Genomic DNA, 23,099 nt, shown 5'->3' on the forward strand with positions numbered 1-23,099 from the left:
AAAACAGCCACTCTCTTTCATTTCCTTATTTAATAGTTGAACAATCCGGAATCCAACCCTTAAATATATTTTCTAATGTATAATCTTCTTTTTGCTTATCACTTAATTGCTTTGACCACCCCACACGCTTATCAGGGGTATATCCTTTTCCTGAGTTTTTATACTCAGCGTAAAATGCGGTTTCCTCTGCATCTTTTTTATTCCAGTTGTGCCAACCTTCATCCTTAATTACTTTACCCAATTGGCATTCAATAAAAACTGTTTTAGCATAAAGCCTCCATGGCCTGCCCAAATAAACACTCTTATCTGGAGCATTTCCGTGGATTTTACATTTTATAAAAACAAAACCATAAGGCGTTTCTTCTGTTGTTGATGCTGCGGTTACATAGCCTTTGCTTTTACAGAATATTTCACAATCCTCAAAAACAGCAGTTGACCATCCAAAAATAAAATCGACAGTCCCTTCTATATAACAGTTTTTATAATATTGACGACTATTTTCACCATGAGGATATAATGTATCCTGATGCCCCAGAAAACGACAGTTGACAAAGCTTACCTTATCTCCATCTACCCTTACGGCCACTGCCTGTCCTACCGGGCCTGAAGAATTCTGAAATGTGATATCCCGGGCTGTAAATTCATCAGCAAATACAAAAAAACCAGACGAACCCGTTGTTCCCATTTCTTCACCAAAACTATTCTTTTTTGAAGCATAATCATCATACGTAATAATAGTCTCCTTATTGTTCTCTCCAACAAGGGTTACTTTTGTTTTTGATGCAGGCAATATCAGTTTTTCCTTATATATGCCTTTTTTGACATATATGGTTGTTGTTGCCTTTCGAAAATCCGGCACAGCAAAAATAGCCTCCTGAACAGTCATAAAATCCCCGGATCCGTCTTTTGCTACAACAAAGTCGTAATTACTGGCATGACAAGAACAACAACCTACAGTTAAAAACAAAACAATAAAAATTAAAACCTGCTTCATCATATATTTTTATATGCAGCGATATGCTACTTTTTAATAATCTTATAATTACCAGTACCTTTTGATGAGCTTACCGTCATAATGTAAAGCCCGGAATTAAGGCAAGAAACATCAATGGCGCTTACATGAACCCCGCTGTTCAAATCAACCAAAACTTCCTTTTCTACTTTTCCAGTTATTGAAACAAACCTGACATCAACAGATAATCCTACACTTACATCTGTTTGCAGGTTCAATTGAGATTGAACAGGATGACCAATTATTACAGCATTGTATATATCCTGATTTTTTTGTTTCGTGAATATGCCGGATGCGTTATAATCAGACTCAAAGGCTCCAAGATCCGGCGCATCGCCATAGTATGCATAACCAAGATCAATCCCTTCATCTATAAAAGAACTTGTGGATGACAATTTAAACAGATCCAGGTCAGGCAAACTTCCATCTGCATTTCTTGGCCCAGACACCCCTGTGGTATCCAAACTTACAAAATCACTATTATCAAAGGAAAAACCATTCCAGCTATTGTATTGGTCATCAACAAAACTTCCCAGACTAACTTTTCCATCTATGGCAATACAGTTAATCACCTCTGCAGTATTGCCCACATTCAATTCCATGGGAATTGAAAAATTATTTCCTTTATTTCTATATCCCGTACAATTATAAAACTTCATTGTCCCGGTATTATTATTTTGATCAAATCCTTTTGATTTATTATCAAACGACACACAATTTATCAATGTAAAATTGTGATCCATATCTTTCTTATCACTACCCCCAACCTTAAAACCATTTCCGTTAGCACTGGCACCACCATCTGTCCCGTCAAGAAAGTAACCGTTCATCCAGGTCCAGCAGTTTTCTAATATTGTATTTGGCTTAGTATCCACTTTCATGTATCCATCCCATCCATCGTCCACATTTAACCAGGCCCTGCAACCATAAAAATAATTATTAACACCAACATCTATCTTACACGCAAATCCATCAGCATCGCCATAATCAGTTGGATCAGCATTTCCATAGCTGTCACAATTAATTATATTGTTGTTTGAGGCCCCATTTCCTAACTGTAACCCGGTATCCCTATTGGCAAAAAACACACAATTTTCAACTGTATTATAGTTTCCTGAAATATGCATTCCATTATCACCGGCTTTAATAACCTTAATACCTTTGACTACCCAATAATCTCCGCTTAAACTAAATCCACGGTTTCCACTATCTAAACTCATAGATGAAAAATCGACTACCACAGTTTCATCTTGATAAGCTTGCATTACAATAGGGTTTTCAGAAGTACCGTTACGACTTAAACTAATTTTTGCCGAATAACTATATGATCCTTCCAAAATTAAAATAGCATCACCTGCTACGGCCACAGAAACCGCCTTTGTAATTGAAGCAAACGCTCCCGAAACTGAAGTCCCTGAATTACTATCATTACCACTTGTTGACACATAGTAATTGGTTGTATAGCCAAAATTCAGCACAAAAGCCCATAAAATAAAAGTAAATAGTACCTTAAAATTGTTCATTACTTTAATTATTGAATTAATAATCTTTAAAGACCGGTTCTTTATATAAGCAATAGATATGGCAAACCAATGCCATATCTATGTGCTTTCTATTTAAATTATTCAAATACTACTTTAATATTTTAACGCCATCTCAAGGCTCCAATCGCATCATCAATTATTGCCTGAGTTGAAACTGAAAAATCATTATTTGCTGCATCTGCAAATCCCGGATCCAACTCTGAGTGTGTTCCTGAATTATCATAAACAGACTTGCTTGAATCTAAGAATCCTGGTGCATTAAAATAATTGTTTTTACTAAATGTAGCCATATCGGTATCGCTGTCTGAGGAGTAAATTGCAGTACTATTCACAAATAGGTTACGTTCCACATTCAACACTTCCGGACTATTTTGCCATCTCACATAGAAGAAACGTTTTCCTCCTGAAGCATTATTTTGTACATTATAAAATGTATTAGCTGTAACTGTAATCACAGGCGTATGAGCTCCATCATCAAAAGCATTTCCTTTTGCAAAACCATCTAAACGGAAGAAATCACGATTGTTGGCCGTAGCACAATTTACAAATGAGGTATTTGTAACTGTTATTGCTGCAGGGAACGATTTTCTAAAGTCGATAAAGTCTCCACCGTCATTTAAAATATCAGCAATCATACAATCATCGAAAGTAATTGACTCAACGGTAAATGCACCGCTTGAAGCCGACACCAACGATTTGTTATAATCATGGATATTACACGTTGTAAGAGTTATATTACCAACAGCTGTTGCACTACTTGAGTACTGAATTGCATGATCCAAAATCGTTTCTACTTCTAACTCATCTGTATATTTACCATCCATTTCAATGTTAGACAATTCTACATTTGCTGCACCATCTGCAATAACAAACTGAACATTAAGAACAGGCATATCCTCTGATGATAATCCCTTTAATACAATAGACTTGTCAATTGTAATCATACCTTTATAAGCAGTATACTCACCACCTTCAAGCAAGAATATCTCACCATCAACAGCTCCGGCAATTGCAGCACTCAGGTCATCAGCAGCAGTTAAAGTTATACCCTCAGGTAACGTAGTAAAAGTAATATCACCACGTTGTTTTGGGTTAACTCCATTAAACATGATTACAGTATACTCGGTATCAAAATCTAATCCGGTAACAGTTGCTTCTCCTGCTGCAATTTCATCATCACTCAAATCTCTTCTCACATCACCAGGTGTTATCATAAAGTGTGTTACAGCACTTCCTGCCGGCCAGCTTAATATGGCTTCCTGCTTTCCAATATTTTCATCCGTTAAAGGATTGAAAATATTCTCTTTACTGGTTTTAAATGCAATACCGCCCCATTTTGATTCATCCTGACCTTCGGTAGTACTAACAGCTTTAATCCTAACCGAGTATTGTTCTTCACTCTCCAGCTCTATAGTAACCGGAACTTCAGCAGGCAACACATCCTGGGTAACAACTAAACTTCCAAATAACATGCTATCATTATGAATTTCGAGCACATAATGATCAATATTCTGAGATACGGTCCATGTTACCTCAGCATTTAACTGGTTACGTACTTTTACATCCAGGTCAAGCGGAGTAAAAGCTCTTTCAAAGTTTAATTCTTCGATGATGGGATCGATATCATCATCACATGCTTGGAAAAACACAGCCAGTGCAAATGCCAATATTAATCCTGGTATTTTATATAATTTATTCATCTCATTATAATTTAAATTTTCAACGGTATTTGGAAATACTAATAATCATAATCGTTTGTCAATGTGCCATTACTAGCATCAATAAACACTTGCCATATAGGCCAGAACTGTTTTTCGTCGGGATTATAGTAATACATTGATTCAATTCTTTCATCAGGTAGTTCTTCTACATCAACCCAGGTTGAATTAAATTCGTATTCAGAAGACTTGTCTTCTGTTTCGCCTCGGTTTAAACCATATATTTCCAATGTTTCACCATCATCAGCAATATTATAATACAATTTTTCAGGAACATCAGCATACTCACCAATTCTCTCTCTTAGATTGTACATTTTTTGTTTGGCTTCATCAATTTTTGATTTCAACAAATTCCAACGAATAAGAGCCTGTTTACGAACCATTTCTCCACAAAACTCAAATGCATGCTCATCTACAATAGCATCAAACATATCTGCTTTGGTTGACAAACCATCTACATAAGCATCCACTTTTTCAGACCAATCAGCCTGGTCAAATGCCCTGCGACGAAGTTTTTTAAGATATGGAGCTGCAGCTGAAGCACCATTCAATTCATTTTCAAGTTCTGCTGCCATTAAAATAACTTCGGCATAACGCATATAGTTTTTGTTTATACCATCATCACTCGATGAAGTCTGACGAATCATCCACTCGTAACGCAACTTACCAAAATATAAAGTTTCAATAGTACTAAGTTCTTGTGTGGCAAATCCATCTACTGCTTTAGCCCATTTGTAAGGAACGATAGATACATCGCGACGCTTATCTTTTACATCATAATCGTAAAATAAGTGAGGATTAGGGCCTGCACTTCCTCCACGACCTGTTCCGGTATATTGATCAGAACTGGTATGTTTCACACCAAACGACGACACATAACGCCCACGGTTATTGGCCCATGGAATTTCCCAAAGTGATTCACCGCCTGCATTAATATTGTCTTCACAGTTTTTACGGAACACGGTTTCAAACTCATCTTCCAATTCAACCGAAAAACCTTCCTGTGCAATAACATCCTTACATTCCTGTAATGCTATCGGGTACATTTTCTCTACTGTCAAATCAGGATCTGTACTTCTTCTGATTCCATCAGGATATTGTGAGTAACCTGCAGCAACCATACACAAACGTGCTCTGTAAGCTTTAACAAATGCCTTATTAACGGTTTCAACTGTAGTTGTTGCACTTGTTGCATTTGGCCAAGGCACTAATTCGGCAGCCTCATCAAGGTCACGGATAAGTTGTTTATAAACAGAATCGCGGCTTACCTTAGGCATATAAATTGTTTCTGAGGTAATTGGCTCAAAACGAGGCACCACATCTCCCCAGGCTTTTAACAAGTCACCGTAATAAATTGCTCTTAAAGTTAAGGCTTCACCCAATAACCTGGCTAATTCCTCATTGTTCTCTACATTACCATAGCTACGTAAACCTTTAATACAGATATTAGCCCGCTCAATACCCTGATAAATCATTGCCCAGGCATTGTTTGATGAATTCATACGACCATTTTGTGGAGTGGCACTGTAAGCTACCAATGCAGCATCATCATTAAATTCACCTTCTGTTGACTTGTAATGAAATTCGATATCGGTATTAAAACCATAATAGGGTACAAAACGTGCCCTGTGGCTATTGGTTTCAGTAAATGCAAACTTGATTCCATCCACGGCACCTTTGGCCAAATCCGGAGTCGAGAACAACACAGACTCATCAATAGTAGATTTTGCCGGTGTATCCAGATAGTCTTCACATGATGCAAATGACACCAACAAGACTAAACTCAATATATATAGTAAACTCTTCATATTACCTTTTTTAATCAATTAGAAATTAAGATTCAAACCAAAGATTAACTGACGGCTCTTTGGATATGCAGAATAATCTACACCTGGTGTCAGGGCGGTTTTTCTACGAGTAGACACTTCAGGATCGAAACCTGAATAATTTGTCAGGATAAACACATTATTACAAGTTGCATAGAAACGAAGTCTGTTAACACCAATTTTTGACACTATTGATTTTGGCATGGTATAACCTAAAGTCAAAGTATTTAACCTTAAGAAAGATCCATCTTCAACAGCCCAATCAGTAAAGGCATATCTGCTCATATAAGGAGACCACATGGTAGTATTGGCATTCATTGCAGCCAAAGTTTGCGGATCATTTACAACTTCACCGGTTGACCAATCAATGTTATTCCATCTTTTTCCTTCAGCCATCATATCAATCATATTTCTGTATTGATATTTACTGGTTGATGTATATTGAATTTTATTGGCATTGTAAATCTCGTTACCATAGCTATAGCTGAAAATTGCAGACAAATCAAATCCGTATGCTCTGGCTCCGATATTAAAACCACCTGTATGCAATGGATTAGCATCACCAATAATAGTGCGGTCTTCAAGAGTAACTTCATCATCCCCGGTTAAATCTTTTAGTTTCATTGATCCAGGTCTGATTTCACCAATAATGCTGGAATTATTAGCTACACCTTCTTTAAGAATCCAGGTTTCACTGGCCTCGTCGTAACGATCAAAATCAGAAACTTCATATCTTCCATCAGAAACATACCCTTGCATTTCTCCTACAGATCCTCCTTTATAAATCCAGAAATCATCGTTAATCTCTGTTGAAGCCCAATTAGAGTTGGCTCCAAAATCTTCCATAATTCCTAAAGAATTAATTTTGTTTCTATTGAATCCAATATTAAAGCCAAAGTTTAATCCAAAATTCTTTTTGTCAACAGCAATCCAGTTTACAGCAAACTCAATCCCTTTGTTCTCTGTTTCACCCATATTACGATACTGACTATTATAACCAATACCCGATACTGGAAATTCAATTAATAAGTCCTTTGTTGTATTATAATAGGCCTCAATAGTACCTGTCAATCTGGTTCCCAACAATGCATAATCCAAACCTAAATTCCTTGTATAGGTAGTTTCCCACTTTAAGTCAGGGTTTGCAAGGTTTGATGAAGGACTCCAGTAATTTGAAATTTCATTCACACGTCCTTCCAAAGTTTTTGATTCAAATGATTGCACAATCTGGTTAGAAGGAATATTGTTGTTACCCGCAGAACCATAACTCAAGCGAAGTTTCAAGTCATCTAACCATCCAGATGTTGATTCCATAAAGTTTTCTCCTGAAATACGCCAAGCAACCGCTGCAGAAGGGAAATATCCCCACTGGTTTCCTTTGGCAAATTTACTCGAACCATCAGCCCTGAATGTAGCGGAGAAAATATACTTACTCTGGAAATTGTAGTTAACACGACCAAAGAATGACAATAAACGAGTATCCGGATTATAGAAATTATCCACAGATGCATTCTGTCCCTGCGAAGTAAGTTTAAACGCCTGGTTTGACGTAAACAAGGTAGGAAAGCCCTGAATAGTCGAAGTATTAGTAACTCTTTCTGAATGAATAATTTCCTGACCCAACAACGCCGAAAGGCTATGATCTCCATTGGATATCAAACCTTTAAAATCGTAATTCAAAGTATTTGTATTCCTGATTTGCTGTGTTTTTCTATCAATCAACCTAACAGCAGGTTGACCTGTATATTCACCAGCCTGCTCTCTTGAATAATATGTTGACAAACCATAAAAACGGGCATCATTGTAGTAATAATTATCTAAACCAACCTCTGTTTTAAATTTCAGGTTGTCGATAATTTCCCAGGCAAAACTGGCACCTGCATTCAGGTTTCTTCTGTTTTGCTCCCTGTCGTTATCGGCAACAGCTACTAAAGGATCAACCAATTCACTTGAAGCCACTTCTTCATCAATATCAGACTCTAAGCCATTTAATGGAATTGGTGTATAGATAACACTGTGACGCAACCTGGCATCTGCCGATGAAGTTTCATTTTGCTCATTAGCCCCACTACCATTTATATCAGTATCTGAATAACGGATAGAGTAGTTAAACTCGATTTTATCATTTGGCGTATATTTCATTTTCAAAGAAAAGTTATTACGCTTAAAATCAGAACCCAGCATAATTGCCTTTTCATTGTAATGAGCAAAACCAAAAGCATAATTCATTTTTTCGGTACCTCCCGTAATGCTCAAGTCATTACTAAATACCTCTCCTGTTCTGCCATACACTTGTTTCTGCCAGTTATTACCCTTCATGCCCTGGTATAAATCTATATCCTGAAACTCACCAAAGTAATCGGTATAAGAAGTCATGTTATCTTCACCTTTTGAAAGCAAAGTGTTTTCATACTGCCATTTTACGTAATCTTCCGGATCCAGGACATCCAATGTTTTGGCTATTTTCTTTGCCCCGTAATAAGCATTATAGGAAACAGAAACTTTACCTTCTTTTCCTGATTTTGTTGTAATAATAATTACCCCGTTAGCACCCCTGGCACCATAAATAGCTGTTGACGAAGCATCTTTAAGTACGTCCATAGATTCAATATCTGAAGCAGGGATATCAGAAATAGATTCCACAGGGAAACCATCCACAATCAACAAAGGAGAATTGTCCTGGGTAATAGATCCACCACCACGAACGCGGATTTTAATTTCTGCATCCGGTGCACCATCTGTAGCAGTAACCTGTACCCCTGCCATTCTACCGGTAATAGCCTCGGCCGCAGAAGATACTGGTATAGCCTGTAAATCATCCCCTTTTACAGATGCTACAGAACCTGTTATGTCGCGTTTTTTAACAGTACCATAACCCACTGCCACAACCTCATCTAACTGCGTATGTGAATCAAGCATTACAATATTAATAGTGCTTCTGCCCGCTATTTTTATTTCCTGAGATTCCATCCCAATAAATGAAGCTATAATAACATCATTCTGAGAGTTGCTAACATCTAAACTATAGTTACCATCAATATCGGTAATAGTACCGGTTGTAGTACCTTTTAACATTATGGTTACTCCTGGCAACGGTTCATTTGCAGAATCGGTCACCTTTCCTTTCAACTGTTGTGCTAAGCCACTCATGCTACAAAGCAGTAACATTAAGGTAGCAAGCATAAACAATTTGCTACTTCTTAATCGATTTTCATTCATTTCACTAATTTTAAAGTAAACTGTTTAAATAGTATTCAATATTTGTATAGTCTTTATCCAAACCATAGTCCGATGCATCAGAACTATCATTTGGATCCAAACGGTTCCTGGTTTCCCACTCATCCGGCATCCCGTCTTTATCGGAATCCTTTTTCGCCTCAGCGCTTTTTATCACTATCCATCCGCCCACATCTTCAGGCTTATCAATTATCCCTTTCAATGCACTATGTGCCACACCTTTTCTTACCTCTTCAACGATTCTCTTGTCGATAGCATCCCTGCGTTTGCTGGCTCCGGCACCATTCAGCACCTTTTCATAAGCCTTTTGTGCTGATTCAACTTTAAAGTCAGAAGCAGCAACCAGCGATTTTTTAAAATATTTACTAATGGTATCTATATCCAGCAGAACTCCTTTAAGATTACTTTTTGATATATCTTCATTTCCTTCCAAAAAGTTTTTACTAAACTGAAAATCTGCGTAGGGCGCATAAGGTTCGAGCAACCTTACTTTGGATGCTTTTTTAGTAGCAGGACCTGGCTTAAAGTAATTCCCTGATATAATATACCTTCCCTGCTCTCCTGCATAAATACACTTCGATTCCCAATTATACATCACATTGTTTACAATCTCGGCATGCTCTGTTTCCGGTGTAGAAAGTTTTCTGCATCCCTGTAAACGAGGATTTCGGCTGGTATGGTGGGCCAACAAATTATGATGGAAGGTAGCTTTCATTCCACCCCATATCCCTCCATAACCATGCTTGCCTTTTGAATGAAAGCTTTGGTTCAGGCTTTCGCTGATAATACACCATTGTACCGTCATATTTTCATTATCGTACAATGAACAAACCTCATCAGTAGCCCAGCTCAAACTACAATGGTCTACAATAATATTCTTGTGTTTCATTCCGGTAAGGGCATCCAACTCTGTTTGGGCAGCATCGCCGGGCCTAACCCTTAAATACCTCACAATTACATTATTGGCATTAATCCTTAATCCATGTCCTCTTAAACAGATCCCCATACCCGGAGAGGTTTGCCCTGCAATGGTAATATCATCATTGTTTATTACCAGTTGCGATTTCAGGTCGATATAACCATTTACAGCAAATACTATGATCCGTGCACCATGTTTTTGAATCCCGTCCCGTAAGCTACCTGGGCCATCATCATTCAGGTTGGTCACCGTATAAACTATACCGCCCCTTCCGCCTGTTGTATATTTACCTGCTCCCTCTGCTCCCGGAAAAGCAGGAACACCTTTATTTTTACAAGCAAATGCTGTAGAAACAACAAGACTTAAGACAAGTACTATATTCAATAATCTCTTCATATTAAAAACTTTATCGATCTAACTCTATTGCTGCCAGAATAAAGGGAGCTACCCCCTTGGTATCATTAGTAACCTTCGTTTCTGTTATGTAATATTCAAAAGAACCATCCCTATACGGATTCCCACCTAATCCACAACCTCCGCATATGTCTTTCATCTCAATCTTACCATCTGTACCTTCCGTAATCAAATGATTAATGATTCCATCAAAAGTTTCGTTGGCAAGGTTTAAATAGGCCTGATTTAAATACCCTTTATTTGCCCCTTTGGCAAAAACATAAGCAAACATAGCCGATCCGGAACCTTCCAGATAATTGCCTTCGCGATTTCCCTGATCTAAAACCTGATACCAAAGCGCCGACTCGCTATCTCTTACTTTCAGCAAAGCTTCACAGGTGTTATTAAGAATTGCAATCAACTCTTCCCTGTCGGGGTGACGATCAGGCAAAAAATCCAAAACATCAACAATAGCCATAACATACCAGCCCATAGCCCTGCTCCAGAAATGAGGCGATAAGCCTGTTTCCGGATCACTCCATTTTTGCTGTTTGCTTTCATCCCATGCATGATATAGCAAGCCCGATTTTTCATCACGCGTTTTACTATAAATCAGTTTAATCTGGTGAGTAACCACATCAAACCACTGAGGTTCATTAAACTCTTTGGCATATTGTGCTAAAAAAGGAGAAGCCATATAAATACCATCCAGCCACATTTGGTATGGGTATCTCTTTTTATGCCAATACCCATCACTTTTTGTTTTTGGATGCTCTTTCATTTGAAGCACCAATTGGTCTATAACCTTTTTATATTTTTCATTTCCGGTGCGTTTATATAATGTAATTACATTTTTTCCCGGGTTTACACGGTCAATGTTATAATCGCTGAGTTTATATTTATATATACTGCCATCTTCACGAACAAAATAATCAATATAGGCTTGCATATATTCTGAATACTTAGGATCCAAATCCCCTAAACGATCGATTGCCTGTCCTAAAAAAGCATAATCATATTCCCATTTAACTTTTTGTGGGTTTAAATAATAAACAAGGCTATCATATTCCTGCATTACGGCATCAGCCATTTTAACCGACCATTTCCGGGTTGTTTTTTGATGTTGTTGAGATTTGTTAGATGGCGTATTATTACATCCTAACAAAATCACTAAAACTATTATGTATATTATCTGTTTCATAAAAAACACCTTTACTTCCGATAACGTTTTTAATTATATTTTAACATTTATAAAATTATGACATCCCTATTTTACCCAAGGGTACATTTCATCATTTTATGGTAGACAAATTGTTACTATTTAGGGTAGTCATTTGTTCTAAACCTTGATTTTCAACACTTTCTATATATTACAAAAATTCTTATTTTACCAATTATTCGTAATTAAATGAGTTAATAATGCTATATTTGTTTTGAAGCAAATAGTATGGAAAATCTTAAAAAATATATATTTCTTGTTTTACTGCTCTTATCGCCTTTGTTTTCAAAAGGGCAGGATATTTACCGATTTGAACATTTTGACACTGAAGATGGCTTATCGCAAGGTACCGTATCCAGTATGTTATGCGACAAAAAAGGTTTTCTATGGATTGGAACCAGGGATGGGCTGAACAGGTATGATGGAAATAATTTTAAGGTATACATACAAAATACATTTGCCAACAACCGCATTATTAAATTATGGCAGGATAGCTTAGACTATATTTGGCTTGAAACATATGACCATTATTTGCACGCATTTAATCCACGAAAGGAAATATTTAAAAGCGTACCTGACTATAAAGCACCGGATTACAACAAGATAAAGGAATCATCTTGTTTCCGGCAATACTCCAACAATGAAATTTGGATAGGCACATCGGGAAGGGGAATATATTATTTAAAACACGACCCGAAACAAGACACGTACAATAATACTCAGATTAGTGATAAAGGAAGGTACACTATTACCAATAACACAGTCAGGTTTATTATAGTAGATCAGGACTCTTCGGTATGGGTAGGTGCACAGAAAGGGATTAACCTGTTAACAAAAAAAGATTTTAGAAACAACACCTTTAATTTTCAGCACCTTTTTATTAACTACTCATTTAACTCTGCTGTTGAAACAGATAAAGAAATATGGTTTTCTACTGAAAGCAATGGTATTATTACATACGACAAAAAAACCGGATCCTATCATTTCCTCAATGCTTTCAACGCTCCTTATATATCAACAAACAACATTTTAAAACTAATAAAATCGCAAAATGGCAAAATATTTATTGCTTTAAAAGACCAGGGGGTAATAGCATTTGACACACATTCCAACCAATGGGAAAACATTGAAATACATGGCAATAATGTAGATCAGATATATTTTGACCGATACAACAATGCCTGGGTAACATCGGATCAATATGGCGTTACCCGGGTTGATATGAACAGTTATGAATCTGAAACCTATTTAATAAAAAAGCACAAAGCCATTACTGATTTAGAAAGGCATGTATTTTATGAAGATAAGGATTCAAATTTATGGGTTGGATTGCATGGCGGGGCGTTGTCTTTTTACGACAGACAACGCAATACCTTTGTAAATTATTCCAACGACCCAAACAATAACTACTCCATTTCTTCAGACATAGTGCATTGTATTACAGAAGACAAAACAGGATTGATGTGGGTGGGTACAGGTCAATACAAAGGGGGATTAGAAAAAATCATTAAACGCAACCCTGCTTTTCAACACCTGCTGCTAAAGGAAAATATAAGCCAGATAACTGATAATCTGGTCAGATCCATCTCTGAAGATCGCAATGGTTGCATTTGGTGTGGAACAAAAAGCGGAGAACTTTTTATACTTGACAAGCAACTAAATATAGTCCATCAATACGGATATAAAAACCCACTGTTTAAAGATATTCTGAACACAAATATTTACTCTATATTTTTCGACAACAACAATTATATTTGGCTGGGAAGCAAAGGACAGGGATTGTTTGTAAGCACCTCCCCCTTACCCAACAACATAAACCAATACCAAAATATTGAATTTATAAACTACAAAGCGGAACAAAACGACCCTAGCTCACTATGCAACAACAACATATACAGCTTTGAGCAGGATTATATGAACAACATCTGGATCGGAACATTCGGCAATGGGATAAGTATTACAACCCCTGAAGACATAACTTCTCTCAAGTTCAAAAACCTTAACTCATCCAATAGCCAGTTATCCAATAACCTGGTACGTCAGGTTAAAACAGACTCTGATTCAAACATATGGGTAGCTACGTCTTTCGGGTTAAATGTATTGTTTGCAGACAGCCTTTCATCAAATAATTTTTCGTTTAAAAAATATTTAAAAAACATTGAATCAGTTAATTCAATAACCTATAATGATATTATAGAAATATTTGAAGATTCAGAAAAACAAATATGGTTTGGGACATCCGGAGGGGGAGTTAGCAGAATAAAGCTACCCCTTACCGATTCAATTCAGTTTACAAATCTTACAACCAAGGATGGCCTCTCTAACAACGCTATTTTTGGGATACAGGAAGATGAAAACCAAAGTATCTGGTTTAGTACCGAATATGGATTAAACCGCTACGATAAACACAATCAAAACTTTGAAATTTTTAACGAATCCAACGGACTGTCGTTCAATGGATTTTCAGAAAACACCTCCTATAAACAAAAAAATGGCTATTTACTTTTTGGAGGTGCAAACGGCATTGAAATAATAAAGCCACAGTTACTTCAAATCCCGGATATACAAAACAACATTGAGTTAACCAATTTTCAATTATTTAATAAAGATGTTGTAATAGGCGACAAAAATTCTCCGCTAATGCAGAGTATCACTTTTACTGAACAAATAAAACTTACCTACAAGCAATCGAGTTTTAGTATTGAATATTCAACACTTGATTATTTAGATCCCGGAAAAATCCAATATGCATTTATGCTGGAAGGATTTGAAGATCAATGGAATTATGTTGGCAACCAAACCAAAGCAACTTACACCAACCTACCTCCGGGAAACTATACATTTTTAGTTAAGAATACAGACCGTAAGGGACAATGGAAAACCACTCCGCAAAAACTTATGGTAGAAATCCTACCCCCCTGGTGGAAAACCATTTGGGCCTATATTTTATATGCCCTTTTACTTATCGGATTACTCCTGATTGTAAGAACCATAGTTACACAAATAAACAAATACCGTAATGACTTAATACTGGAGAAAAAAATTAACGAATTAAAACTCCGTTTCTTCACCAATATATCACATGAAATCAGGACTCCTCTAACCCTGATATTAGGGCCATTAGAAGATATTCTGGAAGAAAATTCCCTTTCTGACAACATCAAACAACAAATGATATTGATGCGCAAGAACACCAAAAGGATGCTTCATCTTGTAAACCAATTACTCGATTTCAGGAGAATACAAAACAATAAGTTAAACCTGAAGGTACAAGAAATATATCTAAACGAATTTGTACAAAACATATACAACAGCTTTATCCCTTTGGCAAAACATAATGGGATTACGTTCAAATTTCACCCTTATAATGCCGATATCCCTATTTGGGCAGACCCCATTCAGTTAGATACTATTTTATATAACCTGATCAGCAACGCACTTAAATATACACCACGGGGAAAAAGTGTAGCCATCACGCTATCTGAAGACAATGATTTAAATCTTGCAAAAATTAATGTAAGTGATGAAGGCCCGGGTATACCTAACGAACATATTTCCGACATCTTTACCCGCTATGTGATCCTGAACAACAAAAATAATATGAGCAGCGGCATTGGTCTATCTCTTGCTTTTGAACTGGCAAAGCTACATGGAGGAAATATAGATCTGAAATCAGAACCTGGACAAGGAAGTTCATTCTGCCTGACCTTGCCATTAGACAAGGAAAAGATTATTCAACAGGCCAATGTTACAGCTATACAGGATGGGCAGAAGATTCAGATAGAAAGCCACTCCGAAGAAATAACGTATACACCTGATTATCTGAACAAAAACGCCATAGACAAAAACAAAGCCACTATTTTAATAGTTGAAGACAACGCTCCAATTTTAAGCTACATAAAAAGCAAATTATTAAAAAATTACAATTGCCTGGTTGCCAACAATGGTATAGAAGGCCTGGAAATTGCTGAAAGAAACAATCCGGATATTATTGTTACTGACATAATGATGCCACAGATGGATGGTACTGAAATGACTAAAAAATTAAAAGAGAATTTTAGCACTTGCCATATCCCTGTAATCATGATGACGGCAAAAAGCGATATTCAGGATAAAATTTCGGGTTATGAAACAGGTGCTGAAGCATATATTACAAAACCTTTAAATTCGAGCTATTTAAAAGCTGTTATAGAAAGCCTTATAAAACAACGAAAGCTTGTAATATCAAAATTCAGGGATAACAAAACCGTTGATCCCAAAACCCTAAAGGTGAATTCAAAGGATGAGGAGTTTCTTCAAAACCTCTTAAAATTTGTTGAAGAAAACTATTCTATGGATTTAAGTATAGAGAAAGTAACAGAATATTGCTGCGTTAGCCGCACTGTTCTCTATAACAAAGTTAAAGGACTCACAGGATTAAGTCCACTTGAGTTTATACGCCAGATCAAACTAAAAATTGCACATGAGTTTCTTGTAAAAGGATACCCGGTTGCAGATGCCGCATTCAAAATTGGGTATACTGACGTAAAATACTTTTCACGCCAGTTTAAAATGATGTATGGGTATCCCCCCAGCAAGTTAAAGAAATAATTTTGTACCTATTTAGTAATGCCACAACCCCACATTTTGATTATTACAAAAATAATGTGTGCGTACACATTATTTTCATTATCTTTGCAAATACAAATAAACCAGAAGTTTCTTTGACATTAAAAATTAAAACATAGAGTACTATGAAAACAATTATCACTGATGACTTTTTATTATCGAACGATGTAGCAAAAAAGCTTTATCACGATTACGCAGCAAAGCTCCCTATTATTGATTATCACTGCCATATTCCACCCCAACAAATAGCTGACGATGTAAATTTTAAAAACCTGACTCAAATATGGCTATATGGCGACCATTATAAGTGGCGTGCCATGCGTACCAACGGAATTCCGGAAAATGAAATTACAGGAGACGTAAGTGACTGGGACAAGTTTAACAACTGGGCAAAAACAGTACCCTATACATTACGTAACCCATTATATCACTGGACACACCTTGAATTAAACAAGCCCTTTGGAATTAAAAAACTTTTGAATGCAAATACTGCAGAAGAGGTTTGGAATGAATGTAACGAAAAACTTCAAACTCCGGAATTTTCATGTAAAGGATTAATCAAACAAGCAAATGTTGAAATCATCTGTACTACTGATGATCCTGTTGATTCACTGGAATACCACAAAAAAATAAAGGAATCGGGTTTTGAAACAAAAGTACTTCCAACATGGAGAGCTGATAAAGCAATGGCCATTGATAACCTTAACGACTTTAATGCTTATGTAAACACTTTAGCTCAAGTTGCAGGTGTAACAATTGAATCATATGATGACTTATTAAAAGCGCTGCAAATCCGTCAGGATTTCTTTGCCGAAATGGGATGTAAATTGTCTGACCATGGTTTAGACCGATTCTTCTGCGATGATTACACCATTGATGAAATTAAAGCAATTTTTTCTAAAGCAAGAAAAGGAGAAGCTTTAACCTCAGAGGAAATTAACAAATACAAATCGGCTGTTTTATACCAGTTGGCTGTAATGGATCATGCTAAAGGATGGACACAGCAATTCCACATTGGCGCTATCCGAAACAACAACACCTTTATGTACAACAAATTGGGTGCTGATACCGGATTTGATTCCATTGGTGATGATTTGGTTGCCAAGGATATGTCGAAATTTTTAAATAGCCTTGCCACAGAAGAAAAACTTACTAAAACAATTCTGTACAACTTAAATCCAGCCCATAACGAAGTTTATGCAACAATGCTGGGTAATTTTCAGGACGGAAGTATTGCAGGAAAGATACAATGGGGCTCTGGATGGTGGTTCCTTGACCAAAAAGATGGAATGGAAAAACAAATGAATGCACTTTCAAACCTTGGTCTGTTAAGCCGTTTTGTTGGTATGCTGACGGATTCAAGAAGCTTTTTGAGTTATAGCCGCCATGAATACTTCAGGAGAATACTATGTAACCTGTTAGGACAAGACGTTGAAAAAGGATTAATTCCAAACGACATGGAGCTCTTAAAGGAATATGTTGAAGGTATCTGCTATTACAATGCAAAAAATTACTTTAACTTCTAGTCCTTTCTTGATTTATCATTGACATTATTTAAAAATAGGTACAGCGCCGGCTAATAATAGCCGGCGCTGTTTTTTTATACAGTATAATTCAGAAAAAAAGACTTATTCATCACAATTGGATGTTAAAAACCATTAAATGTCATTGTCAACAGTTGCAAATATCAACTGTTGTGCTTTATTTTGCATTTGTTTTTAAGTTGCTCTGGATATTATTTTAATAAAAACATATAATACATTACATATCAATATGTATCAAATTTAAATGACAACAAAATGAAATTGAATGTTAAACCATTAGGAATGACCATAGGATCCATAAAAGGAGTATTTCCCAAGTTGATGGCTGATATGCTTAAACAAAAAGGAATAGAGTACAGCTTCGATCAAATGGTTGTTTTATTGGTTGTAAAATACTGCGTAAAAACAGCCCCAGTACAACAAGACATTGCAGAAATCATGAAAAAGGACAAATCAGTTGTACTACGAATGATTGATGTACTGGAAAAAGATGGCTTATTAATACGTAGTACTGATCCTAACGACCGTAGAAGAAACATTATTACGCTTACAGAAAAAGGATATGAATACACAGAACTTTTCACCGAATGTGATCAGGAAATTACAATAAATCTAATGGAAGGATTAAATGAAACAGATGTAGCTGTTTTCTTTAAAGTATTTGATCATATTCAAAATAAACTGGGATTAAAATAAAAAAATTTACCTCAATAGTTGCAAATGTATACTATTGTTAAAAACAACGATAAAAATAAATAATAAATATACTATGAATTTACAGAAGATTATGACAGGAGCCTTAGGGCTTCTACTAATGGTTTCTTGTGGAAAAAAAGAACAGACAACAAGCGCTGTGAAATCCACAAAAACCTACCCTGTTGCAGAATTGGTTGCAAAAAATGTTGAATTGCATTCGGTATACCCAACCGTGCTACAAGGACAAGTTGATATTGAAATTAAACCAAGAGTGGATGGTTTTATTGAAGCCGTTTTTGTTGATGAAGGCTCGGTAGTTACCAAAGGAACCCCTTTATTTAAAATCAACTCGCCCTCATCAATTCAGGCTTTAGAAACAGCTCAGGCCGGATATAATACTGCTCAGCTTGATGTGGAACGTATGCGCCCATTGGCTGAAAAAGGGATTATCAGTGAGGTATTGCTAAAGACGTATGAAAATGCCTTTAACTCTGCCAAGGCTAATTTAGATAAGGCCAAAGCTTCATTAAGCTGGACCACAGTAACGAGTCCGATCAACGGAACCATAGGAACCTTACCCTATCGTATAGGAACACTGGTAAACAGCTCAAGTATATTAACAAGCATTGCGAACACCGAAAAGGTGGTTGCTTATTTTTCGATGAATGAAAAAGAGTTATTAGAGTATATGCGCAAATGGGAAGGCGATACTCAGGCCGAAAAGATTGATAAAATGCCGTCTGTAAAATTAATATTAGCAGATGGAAGTGAATATGAAGAAGCCGGGCGCATCGAAACCATTTCGGGTGTTGTAGATGCCAGTACCGGAGCTGTAAATTTCAGGGCAGTATTTAGTAATCCCCATGGTTTGTTACGGAGCGGAACAAGCGGGAAAGTGGTTATTCCTACATTACTTAAAAATGTTGTGGTTGTACCTCAAAAAGCAACCTTTGCTCAACAAAACAAAGTACTGGTTTACACTCTGGATGGGAATAAAACAGCACAAAAAGTGATCACCGTAGAATCCACCCCTGACGGCAAAAGCTATGCTGTATTAAATGGGGTGAATGCCGGAGATAAAATAGTTGTTGACGGTATTTCAACACTCAAAAATGGAATGGAAATCCAGATTCAATAATTAGTATAAATGACTGCTCTTAAAACTGGCATAACACTATTGTCAGAGTTTTATAACAGTCACTAAATTAAAAGAAAAAGCTAATGTTAAAAACATTTATAGAACGTCCCGTACTATCTACGGTAATATCTATATTATTTGTAGTGTTGGGCGTTATTGGTATTGCTACCCTGCCGGTAGAACAATACCCAAATATTGCCCCTCCAACAGTTAGGGTACAAACAACCTATAGTGGGGCCAATGCCGAAGCGGTATTAAAAAGTGTAATTGTACCCCTTGAAGAATCTATTAATGGTGTTGAAGGAATGACGTATATGACTTCAACGGCATCAAATGGTGGTTCAGCACAAATAGAGGTATATTTTAAACAGGGAATTGATGCTGATATTGCTACAGTTAACGTACAAAACAGGGTTTCTCAGGCAACCTCTTTATTACCTTCGGAAGTAACACAGGTTGGAGTTACTGTGCAAAAGCAACAAAGTAGTACCATATTGTTTATTGCGGTATCTTCTACTAATCCGGATTATGATGGTGAGTTTATTCAAAACTATGCCAATATTAATATTATTCCTCAAATTAAGAGGGTTACTGGTGTTGGTAGTGCAACTGTTTATGGGGCACGAAATTATTCTATGCGTATCTGGCTTAAGCCTGATGTTTTGGCTGCATATAAAATGAATCCAACAGAAGTTATTGCGGCATTACAGGACCAAAATATTGAGGCAGCACCTGGTGAATTGGGTGCCAATAGTAATCAAACATTTCAATATTCTTTAAAATATACCGGGCGTTTAACAACCGAAGAGCAGTTTGAAGATATTATTATCCGTTCTTCAAATTCTCAGATATTAAGACTTAAAGATGTTGCTGATGTTGAATTAGGTTCTTTATCTTATTCCGTAAATACTTTAAACCAAGGTAATCCGGCCATCGTTATGGGTGTTTCGCAAACTGCGGGATCAAATGCCCAGGATGTTATCAGCGAAGTTAAAGAAGAATTGGTAAAGGCTGCAGAGTCGTTTCCTGATGGTATGAAATATACTTTTGAAATGGATGCCAGTAGTTTCTTAAATGCCTCTATCGAAAAAGTGTTGCATACCTTATTTGAAGCATTTATTCTCGTATTTATTGTAGTGTTTTTATTCCTGCAAAATTTCAGGGCTACTTTAATTCCAGCCATTGCGGTTCCTGTTGCAATTATTGGAACCTTCTTTTTCCTGTTGGTTTTTGGTTTCTCCATAAACCTGTTAACCTTGTTTGCACTGGTGCTTGCCATTGGTATTGTGGTAGATGATGCCATTGTGGTGGTTGAGGCTGTTCACTCACATATGGATGCAGGAGAAAAAGATCCCCGTAAAGCAACTCTAAGTGCATTAAGCGAAATTGCACCTGCTATTGTATCTATTACTTTGGTAATGGCGGCTGTATTTATTCCGGTAAGTTTTATTGGAGGAACCAGTGGGGTTTTCTTTAAGCAATTTGGTTTAACTCTGGCCATCTCTATTGTTATTTCAGCTATAAATGCATTAACGCTAAGTCCTGCATTATGTGCTATATTCTTAAAAGCCCATCATATTCCTGAAGCAAAGGATCGCAATTTTATGCAACGTTTTTACTATGTGTTTAATGTTGGATTTGATGCTGTTACCAAAAAATATGGTAAAACATTAAACTTCATGGGTAAAAAGAGCCACCGATGGATTACTGTTGTTATTATTGGTGTATTCAGCTATATCTTTTACTTCCTTATCAATATGATACCTGCCGGATTTGTTCCTCAGGAAGATAGTGGAGGTGTAATGGGTTTTGTTACTTTGGCTCCGGGATCTTCGTTGGAAAGAACCGATAGCATAGTTGAAAAAGTAGTAGAAATAGCCAATGAAATCCCTCATGTACGCACCGTAACCAACCTGACAGGAATAAGCTTTTTAAGCGGTGCTGGTAGTTCTTACGGATCAATGATTATTAAAATGGATGATTGGAACGAGAGGGATATTACTACCGATGATGTAGCTGCCATCCTGAAACAAAGAACCGACAGTATAGCCAATGCCTCGTTTATGTTCTTTGGTATGCCAACGCTCCAGGGTTTTGGTATGAGTAGTGGTGTTGAATTAAAAATGCAGGATAAAACAGGTGGTGATATTAATAAATTCTATGAGGTTACTAATGATTTCCTTGATAAAATCAGGGCGAGTGGTACTTCCATGATGATCATGAATACTTTCGATCCCCGTTTCCCTCAAAAGGAAATTCATGTGGATATTGCCAAGGTTAAGGATGCCGGCATGACCTTGAGTACTGTTATGACTACCTTGCAGGCTTATATTGGAAGTATGTATGTATCTAACTTTAACCTGTATGGTAAGCAGTTTCGCGTTATGGTACAGGCTGCTCCTGAATATCGTTCTAAATTAGAAGATTTAAGTTATCTGCAGGTAAAAACAGGCAGCGGATCAATGGCTCCCATCTCTGAATTTATCACTATTGAAGATGTAACAGGCCCTCAGGCGTTAACCCGTTTTAACCTGTATTCTTCAATGTCGGTAACTATTATCCCTAACTATTACGAAGGGAAAAGTTCGGGTGATGTGTTGAAGTTTATTGAAACTATCGATATGCCTGATGGTTACGGGTACGACTTTTCAGGTATGACCCGTGAAGAGGTTAACAGCAGCAGCACAACGGCTATCATATTTGTGCTTTGTTTGGTGTTTGTGTACTTATTACTGGCCGCGCTTTATGAAAGTTATATTTTACCATTGGCTGTAATATTTTCTCTCCCTGTTGGTTTGGCCGGAGTGTTTATGTTCATCTTTGTAGCTATGGTCAGCGGTACAGGTATTATGAATAACATTTATGTACAGATTTCATTGATCATGCTAATCGGTCTGCTGGCTAAAAATGCCATTTTGATTGTAGAATACGCATTACAGCGACGAAAACAGGGCATGAGTATTGTAAAAGCTGCTATTACTGGTGCTGTGGCCCGTTTACGACCAATTTTAATGACCTCGTTTGCATTTATATTTGGGCTATTACCCCTGGCTTTGGCAAAAGGTGCCGGTGCTATTGGTAACAAATCGATTGGTATTAGTGCCATCGGGGGTATGCTTGTGGGTACTCTAATTGGGGTTATAATCATTCCAACCCTGTTTATCATATTCCAAAGTTTACAAGAAAGGGTAAGTAAGCATAAGATAGTTACTATTGATGACGAGGAAATTAAAGAAATTCAATAA

The 23,099-nt window shown here is 36.8% G+C and carries 12 protein-coding genes; 5 read left to right on the plus strand and 7 right to left on the minus strand.

The features are described 5' to 3' along the window. Window positions 1-25: 25 nt before the first annotated feature. From OM074_RS12010 to OM074_RS12040, 7 genes are all read right to left on the minus strand, one after another. Window positions 26-997, minus strand: a complete 972-nt coding sequence (locus OM074_RS12010) for a pectinesterase family protein (RefSeq protein WP_301199719.1) — start codon at window positions 995-997, stop codon at window positions 26-28. A 23-nt stretch (window positions 998-1,020) separates the two neighbouring features. After that, entirely contained in the window at window positions 1,021-2,535 is a 1,515-nt protein-coding gene (locus OM074_RS12015; RefSeq protein ID WP_301199720.1) for a right-handed parallel beta-helix repeat-containing protein, read from the minus strand. Window positions 2,536-2,657: 122 nt separating this feature from the next. After that, entirely contained in the window at window positions 2,658-4,256 is a 1,599-nt protein-coding gene (locus OM074_RS12020) for a DUF5123 domain-containing protein (RefSeq protein ID WP_301199721.1), read from the minus strand. Window positions 4,257-4,294: 38 nt separating this feature from the next. Continuing rightward, window positions 4,295-6,082 (minus strand): RagB/SusD family nutrient uptake outer membrane protein, encoded by a 1,788-nt coding sequence (locus tag OM074_RS12025; protein ID WP_301199722.1) that lies wholly within the window; start codon window positions 6,080-6,082, stop codon window positions 4,295-4,297. Window positions 6,083-6,100: 18 nt separating this feature from the next. Beyond that, complete coding sequence (locus tag OM074_RS12030) at window positions 6,101-9,319, minus strand: SusC/RagA family TonB-linked outer membrane protein (RefSeq protein WP_301199723.1); 3,219 nt, start codon at window positions 9,317-9,319, stop codon at window positions 6,101-6,103. Between the two features lie 10 nt (window positions 9,320-9,329). Beyond that, complete coding sequence (locus OM074_RS12035) at window positions 9,330-10,652, minus strand: pectate lyase family protein (protein ID WP_301199724.1); 1,323 nt, start codon at window positions 10,650-10,652, stop codon at window positions 9,330-9,332. 10 nt (window positions 10,653-10,662) lie between these two features. Further along, on the minus strand, window positions 10,663-11,850 hold the full coding sequence (locus OM074_RS12040) for a glycoside hydrolase family 88/105 protein (protein WP_301199725.1): 1,188 nt from the start codon (window positions 11,848-11,850) through the stop codon (window positions 10,663-10,665). Window positions 11,851-12,096: 246 nt separating this feature from the next. On the opposite strand from OM074_RS12040, the gene OM074_RS12045 reads away from it, so the two are divergent. From OM074_RS12045 to OM074_RS12065, 5 genes are all read left to right on the plus strand, one after another. Then, on the plus strand, window positions 12,097-16,458 hold the full coding sequence (locus OM074_RS12045; RefSeq protein ID WP_301199726.1) for a two-component regulator propeller domain-containing protein: 4,362 nt from the start codon (window positions 12,097-12,099) through the stop codon (window positions 16,456-16,458). Window positions 16,459-16,601: 143 nt separating this feature from the next. After that, window positions 16,602-18,002: a glucuronate isomerase gene (gene uxaC / locus OM074_RS12050; RefSeq protein ID WP_301199727.1), complete on the plus strand. Its 1,401-nt coding sequence runs from the start codon at window positions 16,602-16,604 to the stop codon at window positions 18,000-18,002. Window positions 18,003-18,275: 273 nt separating this feature from the next. Further along, a complete protein-coding gene (locus OM074_RS12055) occupies window positions 18,276-18,716 on the plus strand; it encodes a MarR family winged helix-turn-helix transcriptional regulator (RefSeq protein ID WP_301199729.1) in 441 nt (146 codons plus the stop codon). Window positions 18,717-18,789: 73 nt separating this feature from the next. Further along, window positions 18,790-19,854, plus strand: a complete 1,065-nt coding sequence (locus OM074_RS12060) for an efflux RND transporter periplasmic adaptor subunit (protein ID WP_301199731.1) — start codon at window positions 18,790-18,792, stop codon at window positions 19,852-19,854. An 83-nt stretch (window positions 19,855-19,937) separates the two neighbouring features. Continuing rightward, entirely contained in the window at window positions 19,938-23,099 is a 3,162-nt protein-coding gene (locus OM074_RS12065; RefSeq protein ID WP_301199732.1) for an efflux RND transporter permease subunit, read from the plus strand.

Source organism: Plebeiibacterium marinum, assembly GCF_026013615.1.
GTDB lineage: Bacteria > Bacteroidota > Bacteroidia > Bacteroidales > Marinilabiliaceae > Saccharicrinis > Saccharicrinis marinus_A.

Excerpts from the sequence above, each read along its gene's own strand:
- OM074_RS12020 (WP_301199721.1), bottom strand. The coding sequence starts at position 4,256 with ATGAATAAATTATATAAAATACCAGGATTAATATTGGCATTTGCACTG.
- OM074_RS12055 (WP_301199729.1), top strand. The coding sequence starts at position 18,276 with ATGAAATTGAATGTTAAACCATTAGGAATGACCATAGGATCCATAAAA.
- OM074_RS12040 (WP_301199725.1), bottom strand. The coding sequence starts at position 11,850 with ATGAAACAGATAATATACATAATAGTTTTAGTGATTTTGTTAGGATGT.
- OM074_RS12060 (WP_301199731.1), top strand. The coding sequence starts at position 18,790 with ATGAATTTACAGAAGATTATGACAGGAGCCTTAGGGCTTCTACTAATG.
- OM074_RS12045 (WP_301199726.1), top strand. The coding sequence starts at position 12,097 with ATGGAAAATCTTAAAAAATATATATTTCTTGTTTTACTGCTCTTATCG.
- OM074_RS12015 (WP_301199720.1), bottom strand. The coding sequence starts at position 2,535 with ATGAACAATTTTAAGGTACTATTTACTTTTATTTTATGGGCTTTTGTG.
- OM074_RS12035 (WP_301199724.1), bottom strand. The coding sequence starts at position 10,652 with ATGAAGAGATTATTGAATATAGTACTTGTCTTAAGTCTTGTTGTTTCT.
- uxaC (WP_301199727.1), top strand. The coding sequence starts at position 16,602 with ATGAAAACAATTATCACTGATGACTTTTTATTATCGAACGATGTAGCA.
- OM074_RS12065 (WP_301199732.1), top strand. The coding sequence starts at position 19,938 with ATGTTAAAAACATTTATAGAACGTCCCGTACTATCTACGGTAATATCT.
- OM074_RS12025 (WP_301199722.1), bottom strand. The coding sequence starts at position 6,082 with ATGAAGAGTTTACTATATATATTGAGTTTAGTCTTGTTGGTGTCATTT.
- OM074_RS12010 (WP_301199719.1), bottom strand. The coding sequence starts at position 997 with ATGATGAAGCAGGTTTTAATTTTTATTGTTTTGTTTTTAACTGTAGGT.
- OM074_RS12030 (WP_301199723.1), bottom strand. The coding sequence starts at position 9,319 with ATGAATGAAAATCGATTAAGAAGTAGCAAATTGTTTATGCTTGCTACC.